Annotated in this window: 12 protein-coding genes; 6 read left to right on the forward strand and 6 right to left on the reverse strand. The window is 41.8% G+C overall.

Annotated features, from left to right (window positions below; translation table 11 throughout):
- Window positions 1-381 precede the first annotated feature (381 nt).
- On the forward strand, window positions 382-1,500 hold the full coding sequence (locus ABD009_RS06125; RefSeq protein ID WP_343823596.1) for a M28 family metallopeptidase: 1,119 nt from the start codon (window positions 382-384) through the stop codon (window positions 1,498-1,500).
- A gap of 19 nt (window positions 1,501-1,519) precedes the next feature.
- Here ABD009_RS06125 and ABD009_RS06130 read toward each other — a convergent pair whose 3' ends face one another.
- Together ABD009_RS06130 and ABD009_RS06135 are read right to left on the reverse strand one after the other, a co-directional pair.
- Window positions 1,520-2,095: a YceI family protein gene (locus tag ABD009_RS06130; RefSeq protein ID WP_343823598.1), complete on the reverse strand. Its 576-nt coding sequence runs from the start codon at window positions 2,093-2,095 to the stop codon at window positions 1,520-1,522.
- A gap of 32 nt (window positions 2,096-2,127) precedes the next feature.
- A complete protein-coding gene (locus ABD009_RS06135; RefSeq protein ID WP_343823600.1) occupies window positions 2,128-2,298 on the reverse strand; it encodes a hypothetical protein in 171 nt (56 codons plus the stop codon).
- A 75-nt stretch (window positions 2,299-2,373) separates the two neighbouring features.
- Here ABD009_RS06135 and ABD009_RS06140 point away from each other — a divergent pair, with 75 nt between their 5' ends.
- Window positions 2,374-4,083 (forward strand): hypothetical protein, encoded by a 1,710-nt coding sequence (locus ABD009_RS06140; protein ID WP_343823602.1) that lies wholly within the window; start codon window positions 2,374-2,376, stop codon window positions 4,081-4,083.
- Window positions 4,084-4,123: 40 nt separating this feature from the next.
- On the opposite strand, the gene ABD009_RS06145 is transcribed toward ABD009_RS06140, so the two are convergent.
- Window positions 4,124-5,167: a DcaP family trimeric outer membrane transporter gene (locus ABD009_RS06145; protein WP_343823605.1), complete on the reverse strand. Its 1,044-nt coding sequence runs from the start codon at window positions 5,165-5,167 to the stop codon at window positions 4,124-4,126.
- Between the two features lie 207 nt (window positions 5,168-5,374).
- On the opposite strand from ABD009_RS06145, the gene acs reads away from it, so the two are divergent.
- Complete coding sequence (gene acs / locus ABD009_RS06150) at window positions 5,375-7,318, forward strand: acetate--CoA ligase (protein WP_343823607.1); 1,944 nt, start codon at window positions 5,375-5,377, stop codon at window positions 7,316-7,318.
- 27 nt (window positions 7,319-7,345) lie between these two features.
- Window positions 7,346-7,996, forward strand: coding sequence for a response regulator transcription factor (locus ABD009_RS06155; protein ID WP_343823610.1), 651 nt, complete (start codon window positions 7,346-7,348; stop codon window positions 7,994-7,996).
- A gap of 76 nt (window positions 7,997-8,072) precedes the next feature.
- On the opposite strand, the gene ABD009_RS06160 is transcribed toward ABD009_RS06155, so the two are convergent.
- The 3 genes from ABD009_RS06160 to ABD009_RS06170 are packed head-to-tail and all read right to left on the reverse strand — an operon-like array spanning window position 8,073 to window position 14,154.
- Window positions 8,073-11,549: a PAS domain-containing hybrid sensor histidine kinase/response regulator gene (locus ABD009_RS06160; protein ID WP_343823612.1), complete on the reverse strand. Its 3,477-nt coding sequence runs from the start codon at window positions 11,547-11,549 to the stop codon at window positions 8,073-8,075.
- On the reverse strand, window positions 11,546-12,301 hold the full coding sequence (locus ABD009_RS06165; RefSeq protein WP_343823925.1) for an exonuclease domain-containing protein: 756 nt from the start codon (window positions 12,299-12,301) through the stop codon (window positions 11,546-11,548). Before ABD009_RS06165 ends, ABD009_RS06160 begins: the two co-directional genes overlap by 4 nt.
- A gap of 2 nt (window positions 12,302-12,303) precedes the next feature.
- Window positions 12,304-14,154: a DUF294 nucleotidyltransferase-like domain-containing protein gene (locus ABD009_RS06170; RefSeq protein ID WP_343823614.1), complete on the reverse strand. Its 1,851-nt coding sequence runs from the start codon at window positions 14,152-14,154 to the stop codon at window positions 12,304-12,306.
- Between the two features lie 237 nt (window positions 14,155-14,391).
- Between ABD009_RS06170 and ABD009_RS06175 the strand changes: the two genes are divergently transcribed.
- On the forward strand, window positions 14,392-14,643 hold the full coding sequence (locus ABD009_RS06175; protein WP_330997761.1) for a DUF4212 domain-containing protein: 252 nt from the start codon (window positions 14,392-14,394) through the stop codon (window positions 14,641-14,643).
- A complete protein-coding gene (locus ABD009_RS06180; RefSeq protein ID WP_155695892.1) occupies window positions 14,643-16,379 on the forward strand; it encodes a sodium:solute symporter family protein in 1,737 nt (578 codons plus the stop codon). Before ABD009_RS06175 ends, ABD009_RS06180 begins: the two co-directional genes overlap by 1 nt.
- The last annotated feature ends 69 nt before the right edge of the window (window positions 16,380-16,448 follow it).

A 16,448-nucleotide genomic window follows, 5' to 3' on the forward strand; every position in this document is an offset into this window, starting at 1 on the left:
AAATAAAATGACGTTGCTTAAGGCACAGTACTATAAATAAAAATGCCTACGGAGTGAAGTGAAAGTTTACCTAAAAGCACTGACCTTAATGCTTTCGAGGGTTTTCTGGGCAATTTTAAATAAAATTTGAACCTAGCTTGATTGTAATAGATTGAGGCAATAGATAACAAACAGCCTTTATATTAGTACTGCTTTTAAAAATAACCTCACCTTGTTAATGGTAGCGCGTTACTCCCTGTGCTGAACTTAAGGATACACGAGTTTAAAACAGAGTGTTTTCACTTCCTAAACATAAAATAAAGGTTACAATTTATTAAGTTTTGCTTAACAAACCTTTTTACCAGCTTTATCAAAAAGCTAGATAATAATCTTGGAGTTGATGTGAATTTTATTAAACGTTCGGTCATGTTGTCAGTTTCACTTGTTTTAAGTGCGGCAGCCAATTCAGCAGAGAATTCAGCAAAGAATACTGCAGCCATTTCAACTGAGAACTCAGCAAAGAGTGCGGTAGAAGGTTCGGCATGGACTGAATTTGTAAAAGTAGCCGACTACATTGAGATTAAAGCTGATCGCGTGGGTGGTTCTGAACAAGAGAAACAAACCGCAGAGTGGATTGCCTCGGAATGGAAAAAGGCGGGTTATGACGTCACAATGCAGCCATTTAGTTACAAGCGCCGTTCTAAAACCTACAACTCGCAAAACTTGTCTATTGATATTAAAGGTCAGTCGGACAAGCTATTAGTGGTTGCTGCGCATTACGACTCTGTTGGTGTGAAGTCTGGCTCACAAGGGTTAATTGATAATGGTTCAGGTGTGGCGGCAATGTTGTCATTAGCAAACTTGCTAAGTGATGGCGCAACGTTACCTTACACAGTTCGCTTAATTGCTTTTGGTGCGGAAGAGCGCGGTTTGCAAGGTTCAGTAGCTTATGTAAACAGCAACGATACCAGCAACATGATAGGCATGATCAACTTAGATACGATTATTGGCGGCGACAAATTGTACGTGCACAGCGCACATTCAAAACCTTACCGCTGTGATTACATTAAAGAAACCAACTACGTAAGTGGCACTGAGCTGCGTGAAGGTATTAGAACGGTTTCAAAACAACTATATCCAGACACGCCTCATTTACTGCATCAAGAATACAAAGGTTACCCTGAAGGTGAAACAGGCGCTTGGTCTGATCATTCTCCGTTTGCTTGTAGCGGCGTAACCACAGCCTACATTGAAGCCACTAACTTTGCGTTAAACGGTAAGCGCGGTAATGACGGTTATTCGCAAGTGGCTGATAAGGCTTATTGGGACTGCTTTGATGAGAAAAACTTAACCAGTTGTAACCGTGATGATGAAAAAGCCTGGGGCGAAATTTGGCACACTAAATTTGATAAAAAGAGTGCGCTATTTCCTGTGATGAAAGATCACTTAAAAAACCAGCAGCAACAAAACGTGAAGGTGCTACTGGAGTTTGTGAAACAAGCGAATAACTGGGTTAAGTAAACGCTTGTTTAAAGCTGTATTAATCTAATTTAAATACAAGTTTAAACGTAACCGGAACTGATGTTGCGATTGACGGTAAGCCAGCAATTTTTTGCAATGCAGCAATGCCTTTAACTAAGTCAAACTCTGCAGCATTCACTAATACTGGCTTAGTGCTGTAGATAGTCACTGTGCTTTCACTTGTTTTAACAACATCTGAGTGAGCGACTAAGTCTTGTTTTTGACCATGAAGCTCAACGGATACAGGCACATGACGGTGAAATGATTCGCCTACCTTTAAGTTTTTAAGCGCAGATAAAGAAACTTCTGTTTGTACTAATGCTTGCGCGTATTTTTCTACATGAAATAACATCGACTTCATACGTTCGTTACGAATATCAATGCCCGTTTCTACGCTCGCTAAGTCAATAGTGACACTTGCTAAACCTTGTTCGTTTATCTCGCCTGACAAAGACTTAAATTCGTGAGCTTCAATAACAGAGCTACTTTTAATTGAAGTGAATACCAACTTAGATTTTTCAGGAACTAATGTATAAGACGATTGAGCGTGAGCCGAAGTGAAAAGCAAAAGTGCTGCGATGATAAAGTGTTTCATAATGGTTCCTTACTAGAGTTCATTGGTAAAGTTCATAACTGAAGTTCATGGCTAGAACTCTGTGTTTTGTGATGAATAATTCTTGCGACGAATAATTCAGATTCAGATTCAGATTCAGATTCAGATTCAGATTCAGATTCAGATTCAGATTCAGATTCAGAGGATACTAGCGCCCCGCCACAAAAGATCAACCCCAAAAGCATTTAGTGCATTTTTTGACCACCCCTGTATGCTAACTTTCTCGCTTTGCTTTTTAATCGCTCAATAAGGACATTGTTATGCGCTCAGCACACCTAAAACGAGAGGCACTCGTTACATTCGCATCTAAACTAAACACGCTATTGTTGTCGGCACTTTTATTATTAAGTGCCTTTACTTCGTTTTCCTCAATTTCAGCCACCAGCTCTGATAAAAATTACAGCGCCCGTATTAACGGCGTCACCGACTTTTTAATAGAACGAGCTCAAGGTACGGCCTTATATTTATACGAGCAAAGCATTCGCGAAAATGAAAATTTACAGTGTTATTTCCCCACCACCTACGAAACACTAAACAGCTACCAACAAGGCACGTTAAAAATATTCATCAGCTCTAAAGCCCAGTGGCAAAACGCCATGCAAAATGACATGGAGACTTTATTGGTTCGAAGCTTTGCCAAAGAGATTGAAGACAAAGTGGGATTTGGCAAAAAGCAGGTGCCTATCGCCAATACGGTGATAAATATCATGCAACAATTAGAGCTAAAATATACCACTAAAAATGGGGCGACGGCTTATACTCCGCTTACGTTAAGCATGTTAGATGCCGACGCTAATTCAACTAAAATACAGAAAGCGTTTTACCAGCCCTTTGAAGACCTAATAGCAACATTAAAAGTATTTGAAGACTATACACCCAACGCCAATGGCCAAATATGTGATCTTCCTCGCTTTAATTACCTACAGTTTGAAAACAAAATTAAAGGGTTAACTTCATTGCCTAGTCGCCTGCAAGTCTGGCTAGAACATGTGAAAAAGCACAAAGCAGATTTACGACCTTCAACCCAGCTACTCACTCAATATCCTTCTACAGATAAGGCATGGCAGGCAATTTGTAAGATTGCCAATACCAAAAATCCAGCTTCTTGTGGCAACGTTGACGATTTTGTTTCGCAATTAACCACCCTGTATAGTTTGCCAACTAATTTTGACCCGGCTCTTTATTTACAAAATGACATAGCCGTATTGCCCAACAGCGGTGAGTTTGCAAAATTACTGGCTGACTACAAAAATATGATCAAGCCTATTCAGCAGTTATACAAAAATATCAAGTCGATACAAGCAAAGGCCGACGGCACCAGACCTTCCACCTCAGAGTTAGCACAACAAGCCTTGGCTTTAATTAAAAAATGGTGGGCGGTACAACATGGAAACAGCGCTAACATAAATACTGACGCTCATAATCAAGCTCTGTGGAAGCTCTCAAAACATATTCAGTTTTTTGCTTTATTGAGTGACGCGAATACCGCCGATGAAGTTAAAGGTATCTTATCGACCTTCGCCTTGCCTCAAACTGGTTTTTGGCAAAAGCGAGACTCGCACTCCCACTTAATGGTCACCTCCTATTTTGGTGCCGCTTATAATACTCAATCAGCAACGATTGATGAGGCTAATAGTAAAAATCACAACAATGGTTTTTATGTGCCAGTTGGTTTGGAATACACCTTTGACAAAGATTGGCTGGGCCTTAATGAAGGAGCCGTAAGCCTAATGGTATCGCCCTTTGATTTTGGTTATCCAATCAACTTAAAGCTAAATGGCATTGAACAAGACTTTGAAGTGGATGAGATTTTTGCGCCGTCGATTTCCATTAGTTATGGATTGCAAAAGTGGCCATTAGTATTAGGTGTGGCTTACCAAAAAGGCGCTAAATTTAGCGCCGATTCAGAAAGTGAAAATAGAACTTTGTTGTTTGTGGCATTTGATATGCCGCTGTTTAACTTAATGTAACAACGAACATAACAACCACTTTAAATAGCTACTCTAACGGCTATAACGAGTACTTGGCGCTGAATTGCAGGTACATGGATTCAGCGTTTTGATCTGCCATTTCAAAGCTTCCTACTTCAACTCCAAGTGCTAATTTAGGCGTGTAGTTTTTAAATACGTTTACACCCCAATGACTGCGATCAGCATCTGACTCTTCAGTGGTAATGTTGCCGTAAAATGCTGAACTACGCGTGTCGTCGTTCCAGAAATGACGGTAAGCCACCATGTAACTTGTGGACTCTTCAACTTCTTCGCCTACTAGGTCTTTAGCAGCCGTTACACCTACATAACGTCCTACATTACCTGTGTGAATTTGGAAGCGGAAATCGTCTTTGCCTGTGGTTTTAATTTTACCTGCTACTGATACACCAAAGGCGCTTTCACTGTTGTTCATTTCCGTATTTAGCTGTCTAAATAAACCCGCCACTGACACATTACCCCAGTCACCTTTGAGGTTATATTTAGCCACCACATCTGGCATTGCATCTTCGTTTGGATTACCGCCGTAGCTTTCTGGGTTTTCTAATGCAAATTGCCAGTTGCCATTGGTATAACGAACCTGGTTATTTCGCACAAAGGCTTCACCCACCATTGGGCCTGCAAAGTCTGCTGTTTCAGCAAGTGCTGAGGTATTCATAAAAGTGGTCCACGTTTGGCCAATCAATACGTCTTTGTATTTAATAAACGCATGGCGTAAACGAGGGTGAGATGAATTAGAAATTATTTCATTACCGCCACCGCCGTAAAAGTCCATTTCAATAAAACCGGTTACGTCGCCGTTGGTGTAAGTGGTATTAATTCTTGATTCGTTGGCAAACATTTTAAACTGTGAAGCGTCTTCTGGTAAAACAGAACCCGAACCAATCCAAAAGTCTCGGTAACCTACATCGCCGTCTACATACCGGCCGTCGATTTTTATAAAGCCGCCAAACTTAATTTTTTGATCGTCGCCTAAGTCAACTTCAAAGGCCGCGTTTGCTGCTGTGCTGCAACCAAGTCCTAACCCTAACATTGACACCAAAAGTAGTTTGTTTGTGTTTTTCATCTTCCTTCCCCAAGTTTATTTATTATTTTGAGGAGCAAGACCCAACACTCACTTGCCTCCTCTTTACTGCATCACAGTATGTTATGGCTATATAAAGACACAATTAGTCTTTAGTCTATTCGACTATGGTCTAATACCTTTTTTAGACCTAAACCTTTAAAACGGTTACGATGAATTTAGGTGATAGTTTAAACAAAGGTAATTGACATGACTGCTAGCTTGTATCCCGTTGCGGATTTCGAATATAAACACGACAACGCACTTTCAATGGAAGAGTACAAAGTGCTTTATCAATCTTCTATCAATCACCCAAATGAGTTTTGGGGCGAACAAGGTTTGCGCCTTGATTGGATGAAGCCATATACCAAAGTAAAAAACACCTCATTTAAAAAAGACAACGTTTCCGTTAAATGGTTTGAAGACGGTACGTTAAATGTCAGTGCAAACTGTATTGACCGTCACCTGCCAACTCGCGCTAAAGACACCGCCATTATTTGGGAAGGCGACTCTCCTGGTGTGGATAAACGTGTGAGTTATCAAGAATTGCACGACGAAGTTTGTAAGCTGGCCAATGGCCTGAAAAAACTCGGCGTTAAAAAAGGCGACCGTGTCATTATTTATATGCCAATGGTGCCTCAAGCTGCCTATGCCATGTTAGCCTGTGCTCGAATTGGCGCTGTGCATTCAGTTGTTTTTGCAGGTTTTTCTCCAAACGCTATTGCCGACAGAATTATAGATTGTGGTGCTAGCGTTGTTATCACCGCCGATGTAAACAAACGTGGTGGAAAGCCATTACCACTTAAGGAAAACGTTGAAGAAGCGCTTGAGCGTGAAGACGTTAATTGCATTAAGCACACTGTGGTATTTAACAACGGTGCGCCAATAAATCCGCTAGCAAACACACAAGTATGGTGGCATGACTTAGTTTCAAACTGCGCCATGACTTGTGAGCCAGAAGAAATGAATGCTGAAGATCCTTTATTTGTGCTTTACACCTCGGGCTCTACAGGTAAACCAAAAGGCTTAGTTCACACTTCTGGCGGTTATTTAGTGTGGGCGTCAATGACCCACCAAAAGATATTTAATTACACCCCAGGTGAAGTGTATTGGTGTGCCGCCGATGTTGGTTGGATTACCGGTCATACTTATATTGTTTACGGGCCACTAGCCAATGGCGCAACAACGGTTATGTTTGAGGGCGTTCCTACGTACCCAGACGAACGTAGAATTGGTCAAATTATTGATAAACATCAAATTAGTATTTTGTATACCGCGCCTACCGCTATTAGAGCCTTAATGTGTAAAGGCGATTTAGCCGCACAAGATTCAACACGCGACTCACTAAGATTACTTGGTACCGTTGGCGAGCCAATAAACCCTGAAGCATGGCAATGGTATTACGAAAAAGTAGGCGAGAAGAAGTGTCAGATTGTTGATACTTGGTGGCAAACGGAAACGGGTGGCGCGATGATCACGCCGCTTGCTGGTACGACTGATTTAAAACCGGGCTCAGCGACTCTGCCGTTTTTTGGTGTGCAACCCGCACTCGTCGATAGCGACGGCAATGAATTAGAAGGCGAAGCCGAAGGTAATCTTATCATTAAAGATTCGTGGCCTGGACAAGCTCGTTCTATTCATGGCGATCACGAGCGTTTTGGTCAAACTTACTTTTCAGCTTACGACAATGTGTATTTCACCGGCGACGGCTGTAAACGTGATGCCGATGGGTATTACTGGATTACTGGCCGCGTAGATGACGTGTTAAATGTATCTGGTCACCGTTTAGGTACTGCTGAAATTGAAAGCTCGTTAGTGGCACATGAAAAAGTAGCTGAGGCTGCCGTTGTGGGATATCCGCACGACATTAAAGGCCAAGGCATTTATGTTTATTTAACGCCTATATCGGGTACTGAAATAACGCCTGAACTGACTAAGTCGGTGCGTGATTGGGTTCGCCATGACTTAAGCCCAATTGCCACGCCAGACATGATTCAGTGGTCACCTGGCTTGCCAAAAACGCGTTCTGGTAAAATTATGCGTCGTATCTTACGTAAGGTAGCTGCAAATGAGCACGATCAATTAGGTGATATTTCCACCTTGGCAGATCCGAGTGTTGTTGATAACATCATTGAAAATAGACTAAATAAATAGCAGCTTTTGCTTAGATTCGGCGCACTTATGGCTCACTTTTTAATTGCAGATGATCACCCTTTATTTCGTGAGGCACTTATTGGTGCCTTGCGTTTGCAATTTGCTGACTTAGAAGTGGCCGAGTCGGATTCGTTAGAATCTACCATTCAACAAATTGATCAAAACCCTGATCTTGATTTGGTGCTATTAGACTTACACATGCCGGGCAGTGGTGATCTGTACGGCATTATTCGTATCCGCGAAGACTTCCCTGACATTCCTGTCGCCGTTATTTCTGGCTCTGAACAGCTTGATGTGATTTCAAAAGTAATGGGCTTTGGTGCCATGGGATTTATTCCTAAGTCATCACCGTCGGCGCAAATTGCTAATGCTATTAACTGTATTTTAGAAGGCGATAGCTGGTTACCAGAAGGCATGGCTGGGAAAATTAAAGCGCTAAGCAAGGACGATCTTGATTTAGCCAATAGAGTTGCTGAACTCACGCCACAACAATACAAAGTGCTTTATTTATTGCACGAAGGTTTGCTGAACAAACAAATTGCCTACGAGTTGCAGGTAACGGAAGCCACCATCAAAGCTCACATTACCGCAATATTCCGCAAGCTTGGAATTAACAGCCGCACTCAGGCGGTATTGCTTGCTGAGAAACTCCAACTAACCCCTGTTGAGGCTGCGTAGCTTTTTACCTGCATACCTATTTATACATACCTATCTCTGACTATACAGGTTTGTTTAAATACAGCTTGCTACACAGTTATTCTGCGTCCCGTTGTGCTTTTTGAATAAGGCTTTTTAACCACGACTTTAATGGCGCTGGTTTTAATGGTTTTAACATGTATCTCACCCCAAATGCATCGCACTGCGCTTTTAACTCTTCGTCTTTCATGGCTGTCACTAATGCAGCTGGAATGGCATCTTGAAAGTGTGAACGAATTGACTGAATAAGCTCTAAGCCGGTTATGTTTGATGGCACTAGCTGATAATCCACCAGCAATACATCGGGCTTAGTACAGCTTGGGTTTGTGCTATCTGGTGCGCAACTGGCTAAAAAGTCACTTACTTGCTCAACACTAGAAAAACACAAACACTGGCATTGCCATTTCTCGAGTAAGGTTTTAGTGGCGTCTAGATTTTGAATTTCATCGTCAATGCAAATAACGTTAAGTTGATTAAATTGACTCGATTCTAATTGCTCAAATTGATTGATTTGCGTGGTTAAACTTTCTGATCCAAGCGGCACAGTAACGCCAAAACACGAACCTTTACCAACCGTAGATTGCATTTTTATTGGCGACTTAAGTTGTGAACTCATTCTTTCCACCACACTAAGTCCAAGCCCTAAACCTTTGGCGCTACCAGTATGCGTGCGGTAAAAGGCGTCAAATACACGGCTGTGTTCAGACGATGAAATGCCCTCACCTGTGTCCCATACTTCTATTCTTATACCTTGGCCGGCTTTTCGTAAGCCAATTAAAACCTTACCTGAGCCGGTATACTTCACCGCGTTCGATAAAAAGTTTTGTAATATTCGACGTAAATAAGTGGCATCACTGTGAACCGTCACATCTTGCCAATGTTGCACAAACTCCAATTGTTTGTCAGCGCATTGTGCCGAAATCTCATCACATAGCGGCTTTAATACTGTGCTTAATTTAAAGTGACTAAAGCTTGGTTTAAGCGCGCCTTGTTCTAGTTTCGAAATTTCCAACAGCGTTGATAGTAAGTCTTCCATTGCCGACAGCGACTGATCCACTTTGTTTAACGTACCGTGTTGTTCTTGGTTTAACGCGTCTTCACTTAATGACGACAAGTACAAACGGGCGGCATTTAAAGGTTGTAATACATCGTGGCTGGCGAGCGCTAAAAATCGAGTTTTAGAGGCATTGGCTTCATCAGCTTCTTGTTTGGCTTTTTTCAGCTCTACGGATATCTCACTAATTTCATTAACACGTCGCTGCACCGTATCCGTTAAATTAATGTTGGCGTCTTTAAGTGCTTTTTCCGTTTCTATAAAGCCGGTAATGTCGTTAAAACTGGTAACAAATCCTCCATTTGGTAATGGATTGCCCACCATTTCTATAACCTTACCGTCGGCACGGCGTCTAATAAAGGTATGGCTTTGGCCGCTTTTTAAATGCGACAAACGTTTGCTAACCAGCTCATCCACTTCGCCATAACCACATTCACCGCGCTCAGCGTTAAACCGAATGAGTTGCTCTATTGGCAAGCCTACTTGCACCATATGATCAGGGTAATCAAATAACTCCAAATAACGTTTATTCCACGCTACCAAATTTAAGTCGTTGTCCACCACGCTAATGCCTTGGCTTAGATTTTCTAACGAGCTAAATAATATGGCTTGGTTATTTTTTAAAGCTTGAGTGGTGTCATCAAAAAAGTTAACCACGTCTTCTACATCTAGCTGCTTGCCCGACAATACAATGTTAACTAATGATTGCGCAGACGAGGCACCTAACACACCACCAAGCATACGTTCGCAGTAATTCACAAACTGATGCGTAAGTTCATCGTTATCATCCAACGTTAGCTTGTTTTCCTGTTCATATTCCAGCAACAACTGATCGCTGCGCTCATTGCCTAAAAAGGTCATCAATAAGTCGTTTAAGTCTTTTACTTTGGCTTGCGTATGACGAAGTTTTTGAGCTGACAAATCAGCTCGTTTATTTGGATGAACAAACGCCGTCGCTTGAATTTTATCGATTAAACGTTCATTGGCGAATATTGAAAATAAGTAATAACCCAGCGAATTGGCAATTAAAGAGATGATCACACCTTGGCTAATAACCGAACTGTGACTACCTGCATCATAAGAAGAAGCGAGCGGCATCAACAGGAACATTAACCAACTTAAAAAGCCCATTAAGAGTCCAGCGTAAACTCCGTTTGCATGGCCTTTTCGCCAATATAAGCCACCTAAAATTGGCGGTAACAATTGGATTACTAAAGAAAAGGCGATGAGACCTATGTTGTGTAACGAGGTTTCTTTGGCCCAAACAAAATAATAAGCAAAAGACAAAAATAGAATAGCGCCAATGGTGACTTGTCGTAACTGAACAATACGGTGTTGGTATTTACCCTCAGCCAATATTTTTTGTTGTTCACGTTTTAAAACTAACGGCATAAATACGTCATTGGTGATCATCGTACTTAACGTCAACGTGGCCACAATGATCATGGCACTGGCGGCAGAAATACCACCAATAAATACCAACAATGTTGCCCATTCATTACCTGCAAATAGCGGTAATTGCATGGTAAAAATGTCTCTACTAACACCACTATTTGCTAAAAAGTGATTCCCTGCGGTGGCAATAGGCACAATGGCAATAATCGTTAGCAATAAATACAGCGGGAATAACCAACGTGCCGTGTTTAAATTTCGTTTATCTGAGTTGTCCACCACCATGACGTGGAACTGTCGTGGTAAACACAAAATGGCGGCAGCAGCCATAAAGGTTTGTACTAAAAAGTCGGTTGTGATCATGGTTGACCACTGCCACTGCGAGGTTACTATTTCTGGATTTAGTGTGGTGTTTATTGTGTTAGTTGTTGTGTTACTTATCGTGGAGTCCGTTAATAACATGTAGGCGATAACTGCAGAAATAACTAAGCCAATTAACTTAAAAATGGATTCAAAGGCGATGGCAAATATTAATCCAGAGCGATATTCCGTTACGTCGGCTTTTCTGGCGCCATACAAAATCGCAAATAGCGCAATAACAAACGTCGCCACTAATGCAGAAGTCGCTTGCTCGGATTCGATATTAGAAATAACGGAAAACGCACTAAAGCTGGCGTTAATGGCTTTTAGCTGCAGCGCTATATAAGGAATAATAGCGAGCGTTGCAATGATAGTGACAATAAGCGCCGTTTGTTGGCGTTTGCCGTAACGTGACGATATGAAGTCGGCAACGGAAGTAACATTCTGCTTTTTACTCACCGTGACCAGTTTTGCCAAAATAGGATAACCAAAGGTGAACAATAAAATTGGCCCTAATAAAATAGGAAGAAACTGCCAACCTTGAGTTGAAGCGGTTCCAACCGCGCCAAAGTAGGTCCAACTGGTGCAATAAATACCTAAGGCTAAACTATAAATGACTGGGTGATGCGTTACTTTTTGCGATAACGCGCCACCTTTGTCGCCCCATCTGGCCAGCATAAACATGATGCCAACGTAAACAATGGAAGCAGCAAATATAGCAAAAGTCATATTACATCCTTTAAGGTTAATGACGTTAAATCGCGTTGAGACATCATTGCTAAATAAAGCTCCGCTGTCGCTATCGCATCGCCTAGAGCGTTATGCGCTGTATGGTTTGGTAAATAAAAACGCTGTCGAAGATTTTTTAACGTTAGGTCTCGCGGTTCAATAATAAAGCCTTTTTTACGCAGTGACTGATTCGCTAATAACAAGGTATCAACCATGACAAACGGCGGTTTAATGCCGTATAAATGCAAACAAGCTTTTGTTAAAAAGTAACGTTCTATTTTATTAAAATGCACCAACATTACTTTACCAGCTAACTTTAATAACAGGTCGTTTACAACGAGCTCTAAGCTTTCTCCCTGCTGGCTTTCTTGCTCCGTAATTTGATGAATACAAACATTATCATGTTCTAACTGTTGTTCAACATCAATAACTTGGTGATATCGTTGTGCCAGTTTAATTTGATTGCCTAACATGTTTACACAGCCAACACTGAGTAGCTTATTGCGATTTGCATCTAGCCCCGTTGTTTCAAAATCTACCGCCACCATTGGCAATTCCATTAATGACGTAGATAAGTCTGGTAGCGGTGTTGATAAATACGCCCTGATGCCCGCATAAATATCGGTTTCTAGATCAGCTAAGTCTTCGTCGGGTAACGTGTGAGCCAACATGTCTTTAAACTGCTCGTTTAGCACTTGCCTCTGTTGTTCAAACTTTTGTTTTTGCGGCGTAAAAAAGTTCTTCAAATTCATCACTAATACACCACTTGCCTTGAATCTTGTAACTCTTTAATAACCCTAAATGCGTCCTTCAAATGACTTCGCTGCAATCTTGATATGTCTTTGGGCGACAAAAAGTTACTTGGTTTTTTCTGCTGTTGTATTTGCAATGCGTTGAGTTCTAAACGCAACTGAATAAGAAATTCGTATGCCGCTATCAGGCTTCGCCCTGCTTGTTTTGACAATATGTGACTGCCTTTTGCAGCCTGTAGCCGATCAAGAGTGGAGTTTTCTTCAATGCCTAATGCTAAGGCGTAAATGCGAGCTAAATCAACAATAGGCGCGATGGCGTTGTGCTTTAAGTCCATGGTGGATTTGTTTTCACCTGAAGAAATAAGAACAAAGTCTCTGAAAAAACCTAGAGGCGGTTTATTGCCAATGGCGTTGCGGCTCAAATGTGCAATAAACAGTGTGCTCTGCTGAGTCATTTTTAATATGCGGTGTTTTATATTCAGCAGCAATGTTTTGTCACCATAAACTACGTCTAAATCAAAAAATACGCTGCTATTTAACAAGGCTTGAGGACTTGGCGACGATACCCACTTTTCAAAATATTGTTGCCACTGTTTGGCTCTTTGGCACCAGTTGGGATTACTCGCCATAATATTCCCTGGGCAATAAATAAACCCACATTCGTTTAAGCCATCACAAACATAGTCCGCCAGCTCAGCAAACCACTGCTTGTCTGCTTCAGTGGCGTCATCACTATATACAATGGCATTGTCTTGATCGGAAAAGGCCAATTGCTCACTGCGCGCTAAAGATCCCGCACACAACCATGCAAACGGCACGGATGGCGAACCCAGTTTCTGCTCCGCCAATTGAATTAAACGTGTGGTGATGCCTCTCGACAAGGCACTAATACTTTTAGCGATGGGGGCCGCTGCAATACCAAGCTTAGTTAAATTAACCTGCAGTTGAGGCAACATTTGACCAATTCGAGCTAACTCAGAAACCGACGTTGCTTTACGGATTGCACTGGTTAAATGCGCGGCATTTTGCCCTTCTTTATGCATTAAGTCAGTTAGCGTTAACATACCGTATAACTTACCAGATTTAGTTACAGGCAGATGATGTATGCCCTGTTCTATCATGGTTAACAAACCATCAAAGGCTATTTGTTCGGCTTCAATGGTTAGCATATCTGTGGTCATGATTTTATTAACCGACGTGGTTAATTCTAAACCTGCAGCAACGGCTCTTGAGCGAATGTCTTTGTCGGTAATGATGCCTACATGGGCGTCTTGCTTAGTGATCACTAAACTTGAGTAACCCAGCTCTGTCATTTTAATGGCCGCTGACTGTATAGACTCCAAATGGTCGATGGTGGCGGCAGGCGTATGAGCAAATTCTTCAACCGTCATGCTATTTAAAGGCGACGCGCTCAATTCGTTAATCTGTTGTATCGCAACGGAGTCGTGGATACGTTGATTAGGATCTTTTAACCAGTGCGAAATAATGTCTGGGTAATCGGCCAAGGCCATCTTCATTTCGTTCAAAGGCACGCTGTAAACTAAAGCATCTTCGTCCACCAGCCAGCTTTTTTGCTGATTAGAAAAGTCCACATTATTGATGACGATCACATCGCCTTCGCCATATTTAGAACGAATAGCGTCTTTTACTTTTTGTTGGACTATGCCTTTTCGGACCACCACAAAAACACCGCTTTGCCGTGCGCTTGAAAACGCAGTTTGTAAGCTGTCGTGCTGCCTTAAATAATTTATAGAGAAGAGTGAAACCAAGGAAACAAGGGCGGTTTTTGGTAACTGATCAAAGGGGGGAATTTGCCCAATAAAGTCAATTTGTTCGCTAAGATCAACACTCATGTCTGTCCCTTTGAAATTATTTTTGTTCTTTAGCCTACTGTTTTAGGCGCTTTGCGAGCAAATGGCAACGAATATCTGACCACCTTAGACTAAAGTTTAATACCGTTGTTGAACCCCTTCTTGCTAACTTAGGCTCAGTCATTTGTATATCGATTAGATGTCAAACAGCAATTGGGTGGGCGACGGTTGATGTACAAATTCTAACTTTGTTTAACAAAGATTAATTTGGAGCATGTCGTGGAACATAAAACAACATATTGGCAGGAAAATCTGCGCTTAATATTTATATGCCTCATCATATGGTTTGTTGTCTCATATGGATTTGGCATTTTGCTGGTTGAACAACTCAACGAATTTAGACTTGGTGGTTACAAACTTGGATTTTGGTTTGCACAACAAGGATCTATTTACACATTTGTTGGTTTAGTTTTTTGGTATACAAGGCAAATGAATAAACTTGATGCCAAATACAAGGTGGAGGACGAATAATGGAAGAATTAAAACTCTATACCTACATTGCGGTTTTTGGGTCTTTTGCCCTTTATTTCGCAATTGCATGGTGGGCTCGCGCGGGTTCTACTAGTGACTTTTATGTAGCTGGCGGCGGCGTAACTCCACTTCAAAACGGCATGGCAATTGGTGCTGACTGGATGAGTGCTGCGTCATTTATATCTATGGCTGGCTTAATTGCCTTTTTAGGATACGGCGGTTCGGTATTCTTAATGGGTTGGACGGGTGGTTATGTCTTATTAGCCATGCTGCTTGCACCCTACATGAGAAAACACGGTAAGTTTACCGTACCAGAGTTTATTGCTGACCGTTACTATTCAAGAACCGCACGCATTGTTGCTGTTGTTTGTTTAATTGTAGCGTCGCTTACTTATATCATTGGTCAAATGAAAGGCGTTGGCGTTGCTTTCTCTCGCTTCTTAGAAGTTGATTACGACCTTGGCTTATACATAGGTATGGCCGTTGTTTGGGTTTATGCCGTGCTTGGTGGCATGAAAGGCATTACCTACACGCAAATTGCACAATACTGTGTACTGATTTTTGCTTACACTATTCCTGCCGTGTTTATTTCATTGCAACTCACTGGCAATCCAATTCCGCAGCTAGGTTTAGGTAGTACCTTGGCCGATGGCAGTGGCATGTATTTATTAGACAAGCTTGATTTAGTGGTCACTGATTTAGGCTTTAAAGAATACACCACGGATAATATGGGCGGCACATTAAACATGTTCGCGTACACCTTATCTCTAATGATTGGTACAGCCGGTTTACCGCACGTAATTATGCGATTCTTTACTGTGCCTTCTGTAAAAGCAGCACGTTCATCTGCAGGTTACGCGTTAGTATTTATTGCTCTGCTATACACAGTAGCACCTGCTGTTGGCGCAATGGCTCGCCTTAACCTTATGAACACGGTAGAGCCAGTTGCTGGTCAAAACTTAGAGTATGCTGAGCGTCCTCAATGGTTTAAAGACTGGGAAAAAACAGGTTTATTGCAGTTCGAAGATAAAAATGGCGATGGCAAAATCCAATACACAGCAAATGCTGAAACTAATGAAATGACCAAGGTTGATCGTGACATTATGGTATTGGCAAACCCTGCTATTGCAAATCTACCTAACTGGGTTATTGCACTGGTTGCCGCAGGTGGTATTGCAGCTGCACTATCAACCGCTGCAGGCTTATTGCTAGCGATATCCTCCTCGGTTTCCCATGACTTAATGAAAGGGGTGTTAACACCTAACATTTCTGAAAAAGACGAGCTCATGGCCGGACGAGTCGTGATGACCATTTCCATTATTGTCGCAGGTTGGCTGGGGTTAAATCCACCAGGCTTTGCTGCCGGTACCGTTGCGTTGGCCTTTGGTTTAGCCGCATCGAGTTTATTCCCGGCATTAATGATGGGTATATTCTCTAAAAAGATGAGTGGCACTGCTGCCGTAGCAGGCATGTGTGCAGGTCTAGGTGTAACTATGCTGTATGTATTCCAACATAAAGGATTCATGTTTATACCAGGCACTTCATTTTTAGGTGGATTAGAAGAAAATTGGTTCTTAGGCATTTCGCCTAATGCCTTTGGTGCTGTAGGCGCTATCGTGAACTTTACCGTTGCATTTATCATGCTTAAGTTTACCGGACCTGCACCACAAGAAATCCAAGACATGGTAGATAACTTCCGTGTCCCTCATGGAGCTGGAAAAGCGCACGCACACTAAACATGTGTTTTTACCCTTTGGCTTCCCATTTGACTCTACATTTGGGAAGCCTTTTTTTATTTCTATATT

It is taken from the genome of Psychrosphaera haliotis, from assembly GCF_039523615.1.
Lineage (GTDB): Bacteria > Pseudomonadota > Gammaproteobacteria > Enterobacterales > Alteromonadaceae > Psychrosphaera > Psychrosphaera haliotis.

Coding starts and splice junctions, on each gene's coding strand:
- ABD009_RS06145 (WP_343823605.1), bottom strand. CDS start 5,167: ATGAAAAACACAAACAAACTACTTTTGGTGTCAATGTTAGGGTTAGGA.
- acs (WP_343823607.1), top strand. CDS start 5,375: ATGACTGCTAGCTTGTATCCCGTTGCGGATTTCGAATATAAACACGAC.
- ABD009_RS06155 (WP_343823610.1), top strand. CDS start 7,346: ATGGCTCACTTTTTAATTGCAGATGATCACCCTTTATTTCGTGAGGCA.
- ABD009_RS06135 (WP_343823600.1), bottom strand. CDS start 2,298: ATGCTTTTGGGGTTGATCTTTTGTGGCGGGGCGCTAGTATCCTCTGAA.
- ABD009_RS06165 (WP_343823925.1), bottom strand. CDS start 12,301: ATGAATTTGAAGAACTTTTTTACGCCGCAAAAACAAAAGTTTGAACAA.
- ABD009_RS06130 (WP_343823598.1), bottom strand. CDS start 2,095: ATGAAACACTTTATCATCGCAGCACTTTTGCTTTTCACTTCGGCTCAC.
- ABD009_RS06180 (WP_155695892.1), top strand. CDS start 14,643: ATGGAAGAATTAAAACTCTATACCTACATTGCGGTTTTTGGGTCTTTT.
- ABD009_RS06140 (WP_343823602.1), top strand. CDS start 2,374: ATGCGCTCAGCACACCTAAAACGAGAGGCACTCGTTACATTCGCATCT.
- ABD009_RS06170 (WP_343823614.1), bottom strand. CDS start 14,154: ATGAGTGTTGATCTTAGCGAACAAATTGACTTTATTGGGCAAATTCCC.
- ABD009_RS06160 (WP_343823612.1), bottom strand. CDS start 11,549: ATGACTTTTGCTATATTTGCTGCTTCCATTGTTTACGTTGGCATCATG.